The organism is Acinetobacter sp. AOR41_HL (assembly GCF_027854645.1).
In the GTDB taxonomy this organism is placed as follows: domain Bacteria; phylum Pseudomonadota; class Gammaproteobacteria; order Pseudomonadales; family Moraxellaceae; genus Acinetobacter; species Acinetobacter nosocomialis.
In genome coordinates this window covers 215,985-232,400 of record NZ_JAKTHZ010000019.1, presented here as the reverse complement: position 1 = coordinate 232,400, position 16,416 = coordinate 215,985, and the positions used below count along the sequence as shown (strand labels likewise).

At 39.2% G+C, this 16,416-nt stretch carries 17 protein-coding genes; 4 read left to right on the top strand and 13 right to left on the bottom strand.

The window, feature by feature from the left end; translation table 11 throughout:
* Position 1 precedes the first annotated feature (1 nt).
* The 3 genes from MKL35_RS06905 to MKL35_RS06895 are packed head-to-tail and all read right to left on the bottom strand — an operon-like array spanning position 2 to position 3,534.
* The gene (locus MKL35_RS06905) at positions 2-1,537 is read right to left on the bottom strand and encodes a 2-oxo acid dehydrogenase subunit E2 (RefSeq protein WP_050598867.1); all 1,536 of its coding nucleotides are present in this window, start codon (positions 1,535-1,537) and stop codon (positions 2-4) included.
* A 1-nt stretch (position 1,538) separates the two neighbouring features.
* A complete protein-coding gene (locus tag MKL35_RS06900; protein WP_016805198.1) occupies positions 1,539-2,558 on the bottom strand; it encodes an alpha-ketoacid dehydrogenase subunit beta in 1,020 nt (339 codons plus the stop codon).
* A gap of 13 nt (positions 2,559-2,571) precedes the next feature.
* The gene (locus tag MKL35_RS06895; RefSeq protein ID WP_001177517.1) at positions 2,572-3,534 is read right to left on the bottom strand and encodes a thiamine pyrophosphate-dependent dehydrogenase E1 component subunit alpha; all 963 of its coding nucleotides are present in this window, start codon (positions 3,532-3,534) and stop codon (positions 2,572-2,574) included.
* A 364-nt stretch (positions 3,535-3,898) separates the two neighbouring features.
* On the opposite strand from MKL35_RS06895, the gene lipA reads away from it, so the two are divergent.
* On the top strand, positions 3,899-4,885 hold the full coding sequence (lipA, locus tag MKL35_RS06890) for a lipoyl synthase (protein ID WP_032011994.1): 987 nt from the start codon (positions 3,899-3,901) through the stop codon (positions 4,883-4,885).
* 157 nt (positions 4,886-5,042) lie between these two features.
* A complete protein-coding gene (locus MKL35_RS06885) occupies positions 5,043-6,182 on the top strand; it encodes a helix-turn-helix domain-containing protein (RefSeq protein ID WP_032011993.1) in 1,140 nt (379 codons plus the stop codon).
* 47 nt (positions 6,183-6,229) lie between these two features.
* Here the strand turns inward: MKL35_RS06885 and MKL35_RS06880 are convergent, their stop codons facing one another.
* A complete protein-coding gene (locus MKL35_RS06880) occupies positions 6,230-6,982 on the bottom strand; it encodes a TenA family transcriptional regulator (protein WP_004708909.1) in 753 nt (250 codons plus the stop codon).
* Between the two features lie 320 nt (positions 6,983-7,302).
* Between MKL35_RS06880 and MKL35_RS06875 the strand changes: the two genes are divergently transcribed.
* Entirely contained in the window at positions 7,303-8,532 is a 1,230-nt protein-coding gene (locus MKL35_RS06875; RefSeq protein ID WP_002050016.1) for a GGDEF domain-containing protein, read from the top strand.
* A 100-nt stretch (positions 8,533-8,632) separates the two neighbouring features.
* On the opposite strand, the gene aroC is transcribed toward MKL35_RS06875, so the two are convergent.
* The 7 genes from aroC to MKL35_RS06840 all read right to left on the bottom strand — a co-directional run bounded on the left by aroC (position 8,633) and on the right by MKL35_RS06840 (position 14,987).
* Positions 8,633-9,724, bottom strand: a complete 1,092-nt coding sequence (aroC, locus tag MKL35_RS06870; RefSeq protein ID WP_032011991.1) for a chorismate synthase — start codon at positions 9,722-9,724, stop codon at positions 8,633-8,635.
* Positions 9,725-9,736: 12 nt separating this feature from the next.
* Positions 9,737-10,741, bottom strand: coding sequence for a 50S ribosomal protein L3 N(5)-glutamine methyltransferase (prmB, locus tag MKL35_RS06865; protein WP_002049811.1), 1,005 nt, complete (start codon positions 10,739-10,741; stop codon positions 9,737-9,739).
* Positions 10,742-10,976: 235 nt separating this feature from the next.
* Positions 10,977-12,182 carry a tryptophan synthase subunit beta gene (gene trpB, locus MKL35_RS06860; RefSeq protein ID WP_032011989.1) on the bottom strand — a complete coding sequence of 402 codons (1,206 nt, stop codon included), beginning with the start codon at positions 12,180-12,182 and terminating at the stop codon, positions 10,977-10,979.
* 36 nt (positions 12,183-12,218) lie between these two features.
* The gene (locus tag MKL35_RS06855) at positions 12,219-13,406 is read right to left on the bottom strand and encodes a vWA domain-containing protein (protein WP_000498059.1); all 1,188 of its coding nucleotides are present in this window, start codon (positions 13,404-13,406) and stop codon (positions 12,219-12,221) included.
* A gap of 15 nt (positions 13,407-13,421) precedes the next feature.
* Entirely contained in the window at positions 13,422-14,273 is an 852-nt protein-coding gene (locus MKL35_RS06850) for an AAA family ATPase (protein WP_001271636.1), read from the bottom strand.
* Between the two features lie 29 nt (positions 14,274-14,302).
* Positions 14,303-14,689 carry a hypothetical protein gene (locus MKL35_RS06845; RefSeq protein WP_002050047.1) on the bottom strand — a complete coding sequence of 129 codons (387 nt, stop codon included), beginning with the start codon at positions 14,687-14,689 and terminating at the stop codon, positions 14,303-14,305.
* Positions 14,682-14,987, bottom strand: a complete 306-nt coding sequence (locus tag MKL35_RS06840) for a YcgL domain-containing protein (protein ID WP_002049830.1) — start codon at positions 14,985-14,987, stop codon at positions 14,682-14,684. The genes MKL35_RS06845 and MKL35_RS06840 overlap by 8 nt, the downstream gene beginning before the upstream one ends.
* A gap of 441 nt (positions 14,988-15,428) precedes the next feature.
* Here MKL35_RS06840 and MKL35_RS06835 point away from each other — a divergent pair, with 441 nt between their 5' ends.
* Positions 15,429-15,593, top strand: coding sequence for a hypothetical protein (locus tag MKL35_RS06835; protein ID WP_000086293.1), 165 nt, complete (start codon positions 15,429-15,431; stop codon positions 15,591-15,593).
* A gap of 73 nt (positions 15,594-15,666) precedes the next feature.
* Here the strand turns inward: MKL35_RS06835 and MKL35_RS06830 are convergent, their stop codons facing one another.
* Complete coding sequence (locus tag MKL35_RS06830) at positions 15,667-16,008, bottom strand: hypothetical protein (protein WP_032011988.1); 342 nt, start codon at positions 16,006-16,008, stop codon at positions 15,667-15,669.
* A 129-nt stretch (positions 16,009-16,137) separates the two neighbouring features.
* Positions 16,138-16,404 carry a hypothetical protein gene (locus MKL35_RS06825; protein ID WP_004708919.1) on the bottom strand — a complete coding sequence of 89 codons (267 nt, stop codon included), beginning with the start codon at positions 16,402-16,404 and terminating at the stop codon, positions 16,138-16,140.
* Between the last annotated feature and the right edge of the window lie 12 nt (positions 16,405-16,416).

Below are 16,416 nucleotides of genomic sequence, written 5' to 3'. Positions count from 1 at the left end.
CCTACACCAAAATTAAAGCAGGGTTTTCAACAAACTGCTTAAAGCTGGCCAAGAATTTCGCCCCAACTGCGCCATCAATGACTCGGTGATCGCATGACAACGTCGCTGTGACAATCTCACGAACCACTACATTGCCATTTTCAACAACAGCACGTGATTCAGAAGCACCTAATGCTATAATTGCACCTTGCGGTGGGTTAATAATGGCATCGAACTGTTTAATGCCTAACATTCCTAAATTTGAAATACTAAAGCTACCTCCCTGAAACTCATCCGGTTGTAACTTGCCAGTCTTGGCACGCGTTGCCAAATCACGCATGTCATCGGAAATCTGTGCTAAAGACTTCTGATTCACAGCTTTCACAATTGGTGTAATTAAACCGTTTGGAATAGCTACGGCCACCGAAATATCCGCTTGAGAGAACTGTAAAATTGATTGAGTCGCCTCATCAAATTGAACATTCACCTCAGGTACTTTAATCAGCGCGGCGGCAGCTGCTTTAATTAGCATGTCATTAATCGAAAGTTTCACTTGTGGAACAGTCTCATTAATCTGCTTACGTAGTTTTTGCAAAGCCTCTACGTTAAGATCGACCACTAAGCGGAAATGCGGTGCGTTACGTTTTGCAGCCTGTAACCGTGAAGCAATTGCTTTCCGCATCCCATTCATCGCCACAGTAGTAATGGTCGATTGTGGTTGAGCTACACATTGCACAGGTTGTTCATTTACCGATGTTGGGTTATTACGATAGTAAACTGCCTCAACATCTTCTTTACAGACACGGCCACGAGTACCTGAAACACGGCAATCATTTAGGTTAATGCCCCATTGTTTTGCTAAACGGCGTGCTACAGGTGTCGCTAAAACTTGGCTATCATCGGCCGTAGATTTAACCACTTTAGCTTGAGTTTGCTGCTTAACATCAGGCCATTGACCACCAGCAGCCTGTACAGCCTTCTGGATGTCTTGAATACTAATACGTCCTTCACGACCAGAACCTGTGACTTTTGCCAAGTTTACATTATGTTTTTCTGCAAGCTTTAACGCATGCGGCGTTGCAAACAACTCATTAGATGTTTGATAGCCTTGTAATGACTCTGGTACAGCGTAGTCATCTTTCGCTACCTTTGCAGGAGCTGAAGCACTAGCTACTACAGTCTGTGGTTGTTCTGCTTTTTCAGCAACAGGTGCAGATGTTTCCGCTTTACTTTGCTGCGAAGGTGCTTCAGATGCTTGAGCTGCTGAACCACCTAGTGATGCGATAAACTTTTCAATTTCTGCATCAGAAACTTCACTATCAGCACATACGGCAATAAGGCCACCAACAGGTAAAGTATCACCATCTTTCGCTAAAATTTTACGGAGCGTTCCAGCAAAAGGCGCTTCTAACACATTGACGATTTTTGTGGTTTCAATTTCACAAATTTCATCGCCCTTATTAAAGCTATCACCCTCTTTAATCAACCATTGGGCAACCGTGCCTTCTTCCATGGATAATCCCCATTTTGGGATCTCCAGCGTTTTAATTTCGCTCATCCTAAGCCTCCAATGTTTTTCGCACAGCTTGCTCAATACGCTCTACACTTGGAATCCATTCTTTTTCTAAAACTGGAGAGAATGGAACAGGCGTATGTGGTGGCGTTACGAGTTCAACAGGTGCTTTCAAATAGTGGAAACCTTTTTGGGCGATCAGGGCAGCAACATCATGACCAAAGCCACAGCGTGCTGCTGATTCATCCACAATAACCACACGCCCAGTCGATGCAACAGACTCTAAAATTCCTTCTTCATCCAGAGGTGAAATCGTTCGAGGGTCGACCACTTCAACCGAAATACCATCTTTTGCCAGTTTGTCTGCTACTTCATTGGCGCGATGTACCATCAGGCCTAAAGCAATAATGGTCACGTCTGTCCCTTCGCGGGTGTAATTTGCTACACCAAAAGGAATGGTATAGGCCTCATCAGGAACTTCGCCTTTAATGTCATAAAGCATTTTATGTTCACAGAACACTACAGGGTCATCATCACGAATAGCCTGAATTAATAGCCCTTTCACATCATATGGGCTAGATGGAACTACAACTTTTAAGCCCGGAACCGCGGCAAATACGTTATATGGCGACTGAGAATGCTGAGCTGCTGCAGAAAAACCTGCGCCGATCATGCCACGTACAACCATGGGTGCTTTTGCCTTTCCACCGAACATATAACGGAATTTAGCGGCTTGGTTATAGAGCATGTCATGACACACGCCATAGAAATCCATAAACATTAAATCGGCAACAGGACGTAAACCTGTTGCTGCAGCACCAGCAGCCATACCGATAATTGCAGACTCGGTAATTGGCGTATCAATAACACGTTCCGAACCAAATTCTGTCCATAAACCTTTGGTTACGCCCAATACACCACCGAAACCTTCTAACTGGTTTTCTTCAGTATTTTTACCGCCGTGCCCACCGCGAACATCTTCACCAACAACAAATACGGTTGGATCACGGCGCATTTCTGATTCAATGGCTTCTTTAATTGCATTACGAAAACTTTTATTTGGCATCTTTACTATTCCTTTAGTAAGAGACATAGACGTCAGTAAGGAGTTGTTCTGGTTTCGGATATGCCGCAGCACGGGCTTTTGCAACGGCATCATCAACATTTGCCTTTGAAGCTGCATCAATCTCGTCTAGTTTGGCTTCATCAATTTTGCCTTTGACTTTCTCACGGAAAATTTTCAAAGGATCTTTATTTTCTTTAATGAACTCGACTTCTTCTTTAGAACGAATCAAGCCAGGGTCACCTTCGAAGTGGCCATAAAAACGGTTTGTGATGGTTTCAATCACGCTTGGACCTTCACCACGGCGCGCGCGTTCAATGGCAGTTTGAGCGGCTTCATAGACAGCAAAGAAGTCTGTACCGTCAACTTTAACTGCCGGTAAACCAAAGCCTGCTGCACGGCCAGCAATGTCTTTGCTTCCTACTGCGTAATCATGACCAGTACCTTCACCAAAGCCGTTATTTTCAAAAACGAAAATTACTGGAAGTTTAAGAACAACAGCCATGTTCATCGCTTCAAAAGTAAGACCTTGGTTTGAGCCGCCGTCACCTGTAAAAGACAGTCCGACGCCACCAGTCTTTAAGGTTTTTGCTGTCAAAGCTGCACCAATTGCTAAAGGAGGTCCACCACCCACAATCCCGTTGGCACCGAGCATACCTTTGTCTAAGTCGGCAATATGCATAGAACCGCCTTTTCCACGGCACAGCCCGTCATCTTTACCGAAAATTTCCAGCATCATGGCGTGAATGTCGCATCCTTTTGCAATACAGTGTCCATGTCCACGGTGTGTTGAAGTGATATAGTCTTTGTCGGTTAGATTTTCACAAATACCGACTGCAACAGCTTCTTCTCCGCTATATAAGTGAATAAAGCCGGGAATATCACCATTGGTATTTTCTTCATGAAGTCGATCTTCAAATTCACGAATATCACGCATGCGTTTATATGCTGCGAGTAATTGCTCTTCCGTTAATTGCATATCCTTTTCCTTTATTATCTTGATTATTAAAAATCAACCAAGTTTCAGCGAGTTCTATATATTTCGCTATAAATAATAAAGCTCAATTTAATTTAATATGCTATTAGACTAAAAAGTTTAAAATAAGTTTTTTAGCTATTATTTTTTATTTTTCACTAACTTACACCGCAAAAATAAAATTAAAATATTTTAATAAATTTCATATGATTGCAAAACAAACCTTTAACCAACCTTTATTAATTTATAATATTTGCTGTGCACTACACGCATTAATAAATTCTTTATTTTTTTGTTTATATAAATAAGGTTTTTATTATAAACAGTCTAGTTGAAAATTTATTTAATATAAAATGGAATTTTATATATGGACTTAAAAAGGCAAATAGAAACAGGTATTAAATTAAGAGGAATAGATAAAGTTTCTCGTATTCCTATTAAAATTTTACCTACCGAAGAATTACCTAAAAAACCTGAATGGATTCGAGCAAAAATAACTGATTTCGAAGAAATTCAACGTATCAAAAATTTATTACGCCAACAAAAGCTACATAGTGTTTGTGAAGAAGCCGCATGTCCAAATCTACCTGAATGTTTTGGTGGTGGTACAGCAACCTTTATGATTATGGGAGATATTTGTACAAGACGTTGTCCTTTCTGCGATGTAGCACATGGTCGTCCAATGCCTTTAGATGAAAATGAACCTAAACATCTAGCTGAGACGGTCGCTAATCTAAACTTAAAATATGTAGTCATTACCTCTGTAGACCGTGATGATCTACACGATGGTGGCGCAGCACATTTTGTGAAGTGTATTGAAGAAATCAGAAACCGTTGTCCAGACACGCTAATTGAAATTTTAGTTCCAGACTTTCGTGGCCGTTTAGAAACAGCACTCTCTACATTAAGCTTATCACCACCCGATGTGTTTAATCATAATATTGAGACAGTGCCACGTTTATATAAAGCGATGCGTCCCGGTTCGGACTATCAGCATTCACTAAATTTATTAAAACGTTTTAAAAAATACTGTCCAGATATCAAAACTAAATGCGGCCTAATGGTAGGGTTAGGAGAAATTGAAGCTGAGGTTATTGCTATACTCAATGATTTAAAAGATCATGATGTAGATTTAGTGACTATTGGACAATATTTACAGCCCTCTAAATCACATGCCACTATTCACCGGTTTGTGAATTTACAAGAATTTGAAAGATACACACAGCATGGTAAGCGTTTAGGCTTTAAAAATATCTGGAGTGCACCAATGGTCCGTTCTAGCTATTTTGCCGATCGGCAATATTTCGGTGAACCTGCACCAAAGCCATTTTCAAGAGAGGACGTTTTGTCATAGGACGAGGCGAAATAACAAAACTTACCCAATAGGATAATAGTCAAACTGTTTAAAATTATTTAAGGTAAATGAAATAACGAGGAAATAGTCACAATAAGAAAGCTAAACCTGTTGAGCGGCCACGGATACGCCATTTCAACGATAAAGGAACTTCGATATGGATATGTCAAAACAATTATTATTGCCTTCTACAGACAACCTTCCGTCTTTCTTTAGACCGGAAACAATCTCGGAAACACCTTGTTTAGGAAAAAAGCCGTCACTCGATCTAGATGCGGCTCCTATATTTGTTCTAGATCAGGAATGGCAACATTCCTTATTTGGTCGTTCAATCCAAGAGTGCCATAGAAATTTGATGCATATTGCTGAAGATGCAGATATGGCAATTGGGGTAACTGACCCCCATGGTACTTTACTCTGGACATGGAGTAGTACACCTATGCGTTCATCTGCTGAACAAGTCCATTTTGTTGAAGGTGGACAATGGTCAACTCAAGCAGTTGGTCAAAATGCAATTGGTCTTGCCCTGAATACACATTCAGCAAGCTGTGTTTATTCACATGAAAACCAGATGAACAGTGTTAGAGACTGGGTATGTTATGCAGCTCCGATCACCGATGCAAACACCGGCCAGTTTTATGGCATTATGAACTTATCAACTAAGTATCAAAAGCATAATTCACTGGGAATTTTAGCGGTTGAACGCTGTGCCGATATTGTAAAACAAGCCATTCAACTTCATCAAAAGAACATTTTATATATTAAGGCGCTAGGCACACCTAAAATTCAATATAACCAACATGGTTTAACACTCACGCAGCGCCAAATCGAAATTTTATGTATTCTTGCTTTATGCCCGGAAGGCATAAACCTAGAAGAGCTTCACTATGCCTTATATGGCGATCGGCCAGTGAGTACCACTACACTAAAAGCCGAGCTTTCACAGCTTCGAAACCTGATTCCCGATGTGATCGAGTCACGACCATATAGACTTAACTGTGAAATTCAATGTGACTTTCTTATGGCTGAGCAAGCACTAAACTTAGGTTTTACTGCCACCACTTTGACACTGTATAGAGGTAGTTTTTTAGCCAAATCAGAAAGCCCATTTTTGTGTGCTTGGAGAGATTGCTTTGATGCCCGCTTGAGTCATGTTATCTATCAAATTGATGATGTAGACCAACTATTACGTGTGGTTAGCCGCGTTCCTGACCGTGTTGATGCCGTTGAACGCTTACTTGAGCTTCTGCCTGAAGAAACGCCTTATCGGGCAAAGCTCTTAAAATTGCTTGAATAAAATAAAAGGGAGAATATCTAACAATATTCTCCCTCTTTTAAATGAAATTAAGCGGAGGCTTGAAGCTGTACCCTATAGCAATCATCTAAAGCTAGTTCATAATAACGTAACCCTTCTTCAGCAGCATGAAATGCTTTTTGCTGCCAATCAGGTCGGTCATTCGACAACCGCTTAATCAACTCCATGGCTTCATAAGGATGTAAATCATCATAATGAGCATGAGCACGTAACCATGCTAAAGAGCGTTTATCAATCGTAACTTCAGGGTGATCTGTATAAGCGTGAATACCTTTATAAACTTGAATAGACCAATCACCTGTCGCCCATTCAATTGCCAAATTGGTCGCAGCCAAACATTCAGCCAAGTTACCGCGATGACTCATATTCCATAAAAAGTGATTCACAGCATTCATTGCAGCTGGGGGGCGCACGCTATCAAGCTGTTCTACAGTTAATCCAAAACCTTTAGCCCAATCACGATACCACTGTAAATGGCGCTCTTCGACCTTAATATTTTGAATTAACCAGTCTCGTGTTTCTGTTACACCTGGTTCTGCAAAAGCAGTTGCTTTAGCTAACGCACCAGCCATATATGACGGGAAATGCGCTACCAATGGATAGAAATTAAGCAAAGCATAGCGGAAACTTTCTAGGCTCAATCCCCCATTGGCCATTTCAGTAAAAAACGGATGTTTACTCACCCGTTCCTTAACTGGTAAAAGATCCTCCCAAAACCGCTGAGACCATCCATTATGCGGCGTAATTTCTAAACTCATTCCATATTGATTTAGAGCAGTCATTGCTAATTTTCCTATTTATATGACAGCAATCATCTGTACTTCACGGCTATAAGTCTATCCGAAAATGATAAAGATACAATCTTTAATCGACCATTTGTAATTTTTTCTCAAAGGTTTTGAATCTTTAGATAATTGTGACGCTAATCATTGAAATGTCGTGATTTTTATCACAATAAGGGCCTATAAAAATCATTACTTTTTTAAAAAATCTGTATTATTATTTTGAATAAACCACACATTATATAACCAATACTTTTAGATGGAACTTTAATAAAACAAGTCGCATTTTATGCCAACTTCCAATATAGAGAGCATTAATTATGAAGTTGCAAGGTTCCAATATATTGGGACAGGAACAAATAGATTTATTAACCACACGCGGATTGAATTTCGTATGGTTTCCAAAGCAACTTGAAACGATCTATCGTTTTCAATATCAAAATGGTGCAGCCTATGAGTTTCGCTATAGAGCACCTATTATTTTAATATTATATTTATTTTTAAGCTTTGGTATATACCAAGTTTTACCAACCGACCAAGTTTTGTCCTGGTTAAGCTATTATTCTTGGGTAGGCATAATTGTTTTAATCGCATGGATTTTATCATTTATTAAAAAATTAAATCAGTGGTTTGATTATTATGTCGGAATTGGATCTGCTGCTGCAGTTGCCATAACATTTATTTTAATTAACGTTTTAGAAAATGGCCAAGATAATGTTCTTTTTCATGCAGCAATGATGTATGCAATTGTGATTATCTACGGTGCGGTAGGTATGCGCTTTTATACTGCCATTATTGCAGGATGGGTCGGTGGCCTTGTTGGTATTTTAGTCAGTACCTATGTAAAAGGCGATATAGATTGGACGTTTTTGAACCGCACATATACGTTTAGTAGTTTCTTAGGAATGACGCTTGCCTACGCTACAGACCGTCAACACCGGGAAAACTATTTACAAAACTGTATGATTGAGCTCAACCGTATTGAACTCATGCAACAAGCGCAGCAGTTGTCTTTGCTTTCACAGCAAGATGCTTTAACCGGACTTGCTAATCGGCGTTATCTTGATGAAACACTTGATAATGAGTGGCGTCGTGCACTGCGCCATGAAACACCACTGACTATTATGATGGTTGATATTGATTTCTTTAAACCCTATAACGATACCTTAGGACATCTTAAAGGCGATCAGTGTTTAAAAGATATTGCGACTGCTATTTCTTCAATTGCTGCTCGTAGTGGAGATTTAGTTGCTCGCTATGGCGGCGAAGAGTTCTTGCTGCTCTTCCCTATGACGAATGCACAACAAGCTCAAATTCAAGTCGAAAGATTAATGAATGCAATTAAAAAAATCGCCATTGTTCATCCATGTAGCAGTGTTTCACCATACGTAACCATTAGTGCGGGTGTGGCAACAACAATTCCACGTTTAAATGATTCAATTTCTGCTTTTGTTAGTCGTGCTGATCATGCGCTCTATCAGGCAAAAACAAATGGCCGTAATCAGTATCAAATTGCTGTAAATCAAGAACAAATCGTAGATTTAACCTAATAATTAGTTAAAAGATATATATTTAATTAAAAAATTGCTCTCAATAAAAAAGCCACATACTTTAAATTATGTGGCTTTTTTTAGTTAACGAGAGCTAGAACTATGGTTCAATTGGTTCAAATGGAGGAACAACATCGGCATTTTGAGCACGATGACGTAAAAAATGATCCATTAGCACAATTGCTAACATTGCTTCCGCAATTGGAGTTGCTCGAACACCCACGCATGGATCATGACGGCCCTTAGTCAACACATCGGTATCTTCACGGTTTAAATTAATGGTTTTACCTGGAGTTGTGATACTTGCAGTCGGTTTTAGTGCAATTGCTACACGAATGGTTTGACCACTTGAAATACCACCTAAAATACCACCAGCATGATTCGCTAGAAAGCCATGACTAGTCAATTCGTCACGTGTTTCATGTCCGAACTGTCCCGCTACAGCAAAACCATCGCCGATTTCAACGCCTTTAACCGCATTAATACTCATCATTGCATGTGCAATATCAGCGTCTAAACGGTCAAAAACAGGCTCGCCCCAACCTACAGGAACTTTCTCAGCTAAAATTTCTAACTTGGCGCCACAGCTTGTACCTTGTTCACGTAAAGACGTAACCAATGCTTCAAAACGAGGAACAGCATCTACATCGCCACAGAAAAAAGGATTATTTGGAACTTCATTCCAATCTAACTTTTCAGCAACTTCATTACCAATTTGAGTCACATGACCACGAATCGAGACACCAAATTTTTCTGCTAAATATTTCTTTGCAATAGCACCCGCTGCAACACGCATCGCAGTTTCACGAGCACTTGAACGACCACCACCACGATAATCACGAAAACCATACTTTTGTGTATAAGTATAATCCGCATGACCTGGTCTAAAGGTTTGCGCAATATTTCCATAATCTTTCGATTTTTGGTCAGTATTACGAATAAGCAAACCAATTGGCGTACCAGTCGTCTTACCTTCAAATACACCTGAAATGATTTCAACCTGATCAGGCTCTTTACGCTGAGTCGCAAATTTTGATGTACCCGGCTTACGACGGTCCAAATCTATTTGCAGATCTTCTTCGGTTAATGCAAGACCTGGCGGCACGCCATCAACAATTGCCATTAAACCAACCCCATGCGATTCACCGCATGTAGTCACACGAAAGAGTTGTCCAATAGTGTTCCCTGCCATACGTACAACTCCTTAAGCTTGTTCTGCAAATAGTTTTCTATAACGACGACATTGTTCAGCAGTGAGGGCAAAAATGCCTGAACCACCTTTTTGGAAAGTCAGCCAGTTAAACTCAACTGTATTGAAGTTTTGACGCATAGCCCATTCAGAGTTGCCGACTTCAATTACAATTAAACCATCTTCCGTTAAGTAATCTGCCGCTTGAGCTAACATTTTACGAACCAAGTCTAAACCATCTTGACCTGCTGCTAATGCAAGTTCAGGCTCATGTAAAAACTCTTCCGGTAAATCAGCCATATCTTCGGCATCAACGTACGGCGGGTTACTTACAATTAAATCGTACTGATTTTCAGCTGGAATTTTGGCAAACAAGTCAGATTCAAGTAACGCAACTTGATATTGTTTATTGTGATGTTCAACGTTAATCGATGCTACTTCTAAAGCTTCTTTAGAAATGTCGGTTGCATCGACTTCTGCATCTGGATAAGCATAAGCTAAAGCTACTGCAATACAACCAGAACCCGTACACATGTCTAAAATACGTTGCGGTGTCTTAGGCTTGCTATTTTCTGGTAAGTTGTTAAGTGCTTCACGCATTTGACCATTTTCATCTAAGCAATATGGTGCAAAACGTTGCTCAATTAATTCTGCAATTGGTGAACGAGGAATAAGCACACGCTCATCGACATAAAATGGCTTATTGAAGAAGTAAGCTAAATTTAACAAATAAGAAGTTGGAATACGCTCATTAATACGACGCTCCAACAAGCTTAAGAATTCTGCTTTTTCACTTGGTAAAAGTTTAGCATCTAAAATCTCTGAATCTGCTGACCATTCAAGAGATAAGGTTTGTAAAACTAATGCAGAACTTTCTGCAAAATAATCTTCAGTGCCTTGTCCTAAATGTGCATCATGTTGACGTAATGCTGATACCCCAAAACGAATAAAATCTCGAATTGTTGATAAATTTTCAGCAGCTTCCTGTAAATGTTCAGGGCTAATCGTCGGTCGCTCCACTTAGGCGTCTCCAAAGGCAAATTTTGCAAAGTGACTATTCTACTGAGTGAGACAAAGCAACGCAACGCTTTGCCTTGTGAACCAGTGTTTTACATCTCAATCTGTAATAATCTCAACTTAAAATTAGAATACTTTGTTTTAGTTAAGAAATAATGAAGTTTATAAGTAGCAGTATTGTAGTCTCTAAAACAAAAAAGCGGCCATTATGATTGACCGCTTTTCTTGTTTAGTTGACTTAAAGCTTAAGCTTTTCTGCAACATAGTCTGAATCTTTGTCTCCGCGACCAGAAAGATTAACCACAATCATGGTTTCTTTCAGCAGCTTTGGCGCTTCACGTATTGCCCATGCCACAGCATGTGAGCTTTCGAGTGCAGGAACAATACCTTCAACTCGTGATAGGGTCATAAACGCATCTAAACATTCTTGATCTGTTGCAGTGCTATATTCCACACGTCCTAAATCTTTTAAGAAACTATGTTGTGGCCCAACACCAGGATAGTCCAATCCTGAAGCGATAGAATGCACCGGCAAAGGTTCACCAGCCTCATTTTCAAGTACATAACAAGCCATACCATGAATTTGGCTCGGTTTACCTAAGGTTAGGGTTGCGGAATGCATCTTTGTATCTAGCCCATGTCCAGCGGGTTCAACTCCAACAAGTTTTACATCTAGATCATTTAAAAATGCTGTGAAAGCACCGATTGCATTTGAACCACCACCAACACATGCCACCACATAATCTGGACTTTTACCAAAGCGCTGATGCGTCTGTTCTTTAATTTCATTACCGATAATTGATTGAAAATCACGAACCATTTTTGGAAATGGATGTGGCCCAACCACAGAACCAATGGCATAAATAAAGTTTTTAGGGTCTTTTAAATATTCTTCAAATGCGCTATCTACAGCATCTTTTAAGGTTGCTGTACCACGAGTTACCGATACCAAATGAGCGCCCAAAATTTTCATTTTGACCACATTTGGATGTTCTTTTTCAATATCGACTTGACCCATGTGGATTTCACATGGAATACCCACTAAAGCACATGCTGTTGCCAAAGCAACCCCATGCTGACCCGCACCCGTCTCGGCAATCACTTTCTTTTTGCCCATATACTTAGCAAGAAGAGCCTCACCTAAACAGTGATTAATTTTATGAGCACCCGTATGGTTTAAGTCTTCACGCTTTAAATAAATTTGTGCACCACCTAACTGTTCTGAAAGGCGTTTTGCATGAAATAAAGGACTTGGACGACCTACATAATTTGCAAAGAGATCTGATAATTCATTTTGAAACTCTGGTGTATGGCGGATTTCTTCATAAGCAACATTAATTTCATCCATTGCTTCTTTTAAATGTGGAGGAATAAATTGCCCTCCATACTCACCAAAAAATCCTTGCTCATTTGGTAAAGCAATACCATCAATTTGATGTTGCATATCATCCCTCTTTTTAAATTATTAAAGTTATCAAGTTTATCGAGAAAGGTAACGCGTTAAATCTTCAATGCCTTTTAAAGTCATGGGGTACATGTGGTTTTCAAAAATCTCTTTAATCCAACCAATTGTTTGGGTGTAATGCCAATACCCTTCTGTTTCAGGGTTTAACCATGCTGTTTTATCAAAATGCTGACGTAGACGACGTAACCAAACTTCACCTGCTTCATCATTCATATACTCAACCGAGCCACCTACCGATTTCAGCTCATACGGTGCCATACTGGCATCACCTACGACAATTACACGATAGTCACGTCCATAGGTATGAAACAAGTCCCATGTGTTCATGCGAGTCGCTGTTCTTCGGTAGTTATCTTTCCAAACGTAGTCATAAAGACAATTATGGAAATAAAAGTATTCAAGTGTTTTAAATTCTGTTTTAGCTGCGCTGAATAACTTTTCACATTGGGCAATGTGCGCATCCATCGAACCGCCGACATCAAACAACATCAGTACTTTAATTCGATTACGGCGCTCTGGCACCATTTGAACATCCAAGATACCTTGCTTGGCTGTTTCCCGAATTGTTCCATCAACGTCTAGCTCTTCGGCAGCGCCTTGCCGGGCAAATTTGCGTAAACGTCGTAAAGCAATTTGCATTTGGCGAGTACCAAGAACTTGGTCATCATCTAGATTTTGGTATTTACGCTGTTCCCAAACTTTAACCGCCGAACGTTTACGGCCCGGCCCACCAATTCTGACGCCTTCCGGATGGTCACCAAAAGCACCAAAAGGTGAAGTTCCACCTGTGCCAACCATACGGTTACCACCTTGGTGTTTTTTATGCTGTTCACGTAAACGCTCTTCTAGCATTTTCATCAGTTCTTCTAAAGAACCTGCTTTTTGAAGCTCAGCTCTTTGCTCTGGTGTTAAATGCTTTTCTAAAAGCTCTAAATCGAACCAGTCTTTTGGTAGTTTATGGACTTGTTTGAGTAATTCATCGATATCAAAGGTTTCTATGCCATCAAAGTAATCTTTCATGGCACGATCGAACTTATCAAAAAAGCGTTCATCTTTAACTAAAATTGTTTTAGCAAGTTGATAGAACTCTTCTTGATCGGCAAAAACTAAACCTTCACTCACCGCACGATTTAAGTCAATCAATTCACGGGTCGTGACTGGAACACCATATTTTCGTAAGGTGTAAAATAACCGCACAAACATGGGTTATTCCCTCCTTTAACGTCGCGACATGAAAGCCAAACGTTCAAGCAGTTGCACATCTTGTTCGTTTTTAATGAGTGCGCCATACAAAGGTGGAATCGCTTTTGATGTATCTCGATTACGTAGTACATCTTCTGGCATGTCATCTGCCATAAGCAGACTCAACCAATCGATCAGTTCAGATGTAGATGGGGGTTTCTTTAAGTTAGGAATTTCGCGGAGTTTGAAGAAAACTTGCAGAGCTTCATTTACCAAAGTCGCAGAGATATTTGGGAAATGTACCGAGATAATTTCACGCATCGTTGCTTCATCTGGAAACTCAATATAGTGGAAGAAGCAGCGACGCAAGAACGCATCTGGTAATTCTTTTTCATTATTTGAAGTAATAATTACGATTGGACGTTGAGTCGCCGTAATTGTTTCGCCTGTTTCATAAACATAAAAAGACATCTTATCAAGTTCATGTAACAAGTCATTTGGAAACTCAATATCTGCCTTATCAATTTCATCAATTAAAAGCACACAACGCTCTTCACTGGTGAAAGCTTCCCACAATTTACCGGGCTTAATATAGTTCTTAATATCGTAAACACGATCATCACCAAGTTGGCTGTCACGCAAACGAGACACAGCATCGTATTCGTATAAGCCTTGCTGTGCCTTAGTTGTTGACTTGATATGCCAAGTAATGAGTTTTAAACCGAGGCTTTCTGCCACTTGCTCAGCAAGTAAAGTTTTACCTGTACCCGGCTCACCTTTAACCAATAAAGGCTTTTGCAAAGCGCGGGCTGCTTTTACAGCAAGTTTAAGACTATCAGTCGCGATATATTGATCTGTACCGGTAAAATGTTGGGTATCAGCAGACATGTAGAGACCTTATTTTTCTATTTCAATGGTTAGATGGAACGCATGCTTTTGTTTGTTGTATATTTTGACCAACAATAGCCAATAAGCAAACCTAGACCGATTACAAACAGAATTAAGGATAAATTTGACCAGATTAAAGGACTGTCTTTAGTTAACACACCAAACAATAGCCCAAAAATAGCTGGAGCTACAGATGCATTAGGACCTTCCGAAACGGTTGGTGTCACCAAAATGGCAAAAACAACTAACCAGCTTATTGCGCCAAAAGTAGCAGGTAGGCGGCGCATTAAACGCCACCAACACCACAAAGCAATAATAGCGCCAACGCCATAAGCTGTTAAAGCAATGATCTCCTCAGGAACTGCATCGAGAGAAGAAAGTAATTGATTTAGAACTCCAGCTTGATCTTCACGCACCACGTAAGCCCTCTGGTTCAACTGCATTTGGGTTAATTAACCCTTCTGGCGGCATCTGAATAAAGAAACCTTTTGTTTGTAATGAGTCTAGAACATGTAAAACATTTACACGCGCTAATTTACGTGTTGGAGCCAATTCTAAATGCATGACAAACGTTGCACGACCAAATGCTTGTAAAACAGCTTCTGGAACTTTTTCAAACGGATCAGCTTGCTCCGCATCATCAGGATAGTTTGGACGAGCAATATAAATGTACATTTCATCTTTTTTGCTCGATCTATAAATATCACAGTGCATTTCAAATCAACTCTTGAACTAAGGACAGCATACATGAAAAAAAACAACAGACACACGTAGGTTTGTTTACGCATCAGTCGTTTTTTCTTTTCTCGCGAAATATTAACCCACAACAATCATTAAGGTCGATAAATAACTTTTAATTTTCTAAAGTTTTAAATTTTCCAACCTTTATTAACGTATTAATTTTACATAAAAAAGCTTTTTATCAACTTTTATAAAATGAAAAAATTACATTTTGAAAACAATAAACTTAGTCTTAAACAAATTAAAATTATCTTAAAGAATTGAAAATAATAAATTTATTTTCAATAAAAGTTAAAATAAGATTTAAAAAAGATTCAAAGTATGCATACACGATAAGACATTATTTAACCGATTTTAAATTCGAATGTGTTTCAATAATAAAAGATCTTAAAAGAAAATATGGAGGTCTTTGCTATGTCTCGTGGCGACAAATCATCTTACACAGCAAAACAAAAGCGTCAGGCTAAACATATTGTTGAGAGTGAAGTAGATAGAGGTCATTCTCAAGAAGAAGCTGAACGTATCGCATGGTCTACTGTCAATAAACAAGATGGTGGCGGCAAGAAAAAATCACATTAAAATTATTACTGGATACTTCTTTAGTTAAGTTAAGGACTAAAGAAGTATCTTATCAATAAGTTAATCAAAAGTTTTAAAAGACTCTTGAGCCCTGCATATAGTCATTACTCACCTGATTTAAGGCACACAAAATTGTGCTGTGGTTTTCAGTAAGTAAGGCTTCATTTAAATGATTCATGTAATTCATTAATGTTTCTTTAGAAGCTTGTGCAAACTCAGTAGTTACCGCTTCATCTTCATATAAAATGACATAACTACGAGCAAACCCATAAATAAGATAAGCTGCGGCTTTTTCATTTAAATTTGAAGATTGCTTAAGATACTGCTCACACGCATTTTTTAAGTTTTTAAATGCATCTGTACCAGTCGATTGATTTTTGAAAGATGAAAGTATTGTTTGGAAGTTCATATCCATATTCCACTCAAAAAGTAAAGCTACAGAAGAAGCATAAACCTGTCAAACAATATATTGATTTTTATAAATTTAGATTGTAAAAAATTATAAGAAACGCCCTAATCTATGGGCGTTTGAATAGTTTAAAGCTTAGAAACTGACTTCAATATTGACGGTTGTACCAGACTGATCAATATTGGTTGAAACGTTGAAACCTCGTGTCTTTAGCTCTTCCTCTACCTGCGTAATGTGTTCAGGATGCAAAGCATCTATTGGAAATTGAAACACTGCTCGACGTTTACCTTCTTTCGAGACTTCTTCAGTTCCAGATAAGATTTTTTCCAACAATATTGCTTGATCTATTTTGACATCTTTAGCATTTTTTCTTGCCTGTTCAGCATTAAAATTATTAGTCATGTTTATCTCTCT

What these genes read in the sequence shown, in the direction of transcription:
- MKL35_RS06905 (WP_050598867.1), bottom strand. Translation starts at nt 1,537, where the DNA reads ATGAGCGAAATTAAAACGCTGGAGATCCCAAAATGGGGATTATCCATG.
- MKL35_RS06900 (WP_016805198.1), bottom strand. Translation starts at nt 2,558, where the DNA reads ATGCCAAATAAAAGTTTTCGTAATGCAATTAAAGAAGCCATTGAATCA.
- MKL35_RS06895 (WP_001177517.1), bottom strand. Translation starts at nt 3,534, where the DNA reads ATGCAATTAACGGAAGAGCAATTACTCGCAGCATATAAACGCATGCGT.
- lipA (WP_032011994.1), top strand. Translation starts at nt 3,899, where the DNA reads ATGGACTTAAAAAGGCAAATAGAAACAGGTATTAAATTAAGAGGAATA.
- MKL35_RS06885 (WP_032011993.1), top strand. Translation starts at nt 5,043, where the DNA reads ATGGATATGTCAAAACAATTATTATTGCCTTCTACAGACAACCTTCCG.
- MKL35_RS06880 (WP_004708909.1), bottom strand. Translation starts at nt 6,982, where the DNA reads ATGACTGCTCTAAATCAATATGGAATGAGTTTAGAAATTACGCCGCAT.
- MKL35_RS06875 (WP_002050016.1), top strand. Translation starts at nt 7,303, where the DNA reads ATGAAGTTGCAAGGTTCCAATATATTGGGACAGGAACAAATAGATTTA.
- aroC (WP_032011991.1), bottom strand. Translation starts at nt 9,724, where the DNA reads ATGGCAGGGAACACTATTGGACAACTCTTTCGTGTGACTACATGCGGT.
- trpB (WP_032011989.1), bottom strand. Translation starts at nt 12,182, where the DNA reads ATGCAACATCAAATTGATGGTATTGCTTTACCAAATGAGCAAGGATTT.
- MKL35_RS06855 (WP_000498059.1), bottom strand. Translation starts at nt 13,406, where the DNA reads ATGTTTGTGCGGTTATTTTACACCTTACGAAAATATGGTGTTCCAGTC.
- MKL35_RS06850 (WP_001271636.1), bottom strand. Translation starts at nt 14,273, where the DNA reads ATGTCTGCTGATACCCAACATTTTACCGGTACAGATCAATATATCGCG.
- MKL35_RS06840 (WP_002049830.1), bottom strand. Translation starts at nt 14,987, where the DNA reads ATGCACTGTGATATTTATAGATCGAGCAAAAAAGATGAAATGTACATT.
- MKL35_RS06835 (WP_000086293.1), top strand. Translation starts at nt 15,429, where the DNA reads ATGTCTCGTGGCGACAAATCATCTTACACAGCAAAACAAAAGCGTCAG.
- MKL35_RS06830 (WP_032011988.1), bottom strand. Translation starts at nt 16,008, where the DNA reads ATGGATATGAACTTCCAAACAATACTTTCATCTTTCAAAAATCAATCG.
- MKL35_RS06825 (WP_004708919.1), bottom strand. Translation starts at nt 16,404, where the DNA reads ATGACTAATAATTTTAATGCTGAACAGGCAAGAAAAAATGCTAAAGAT.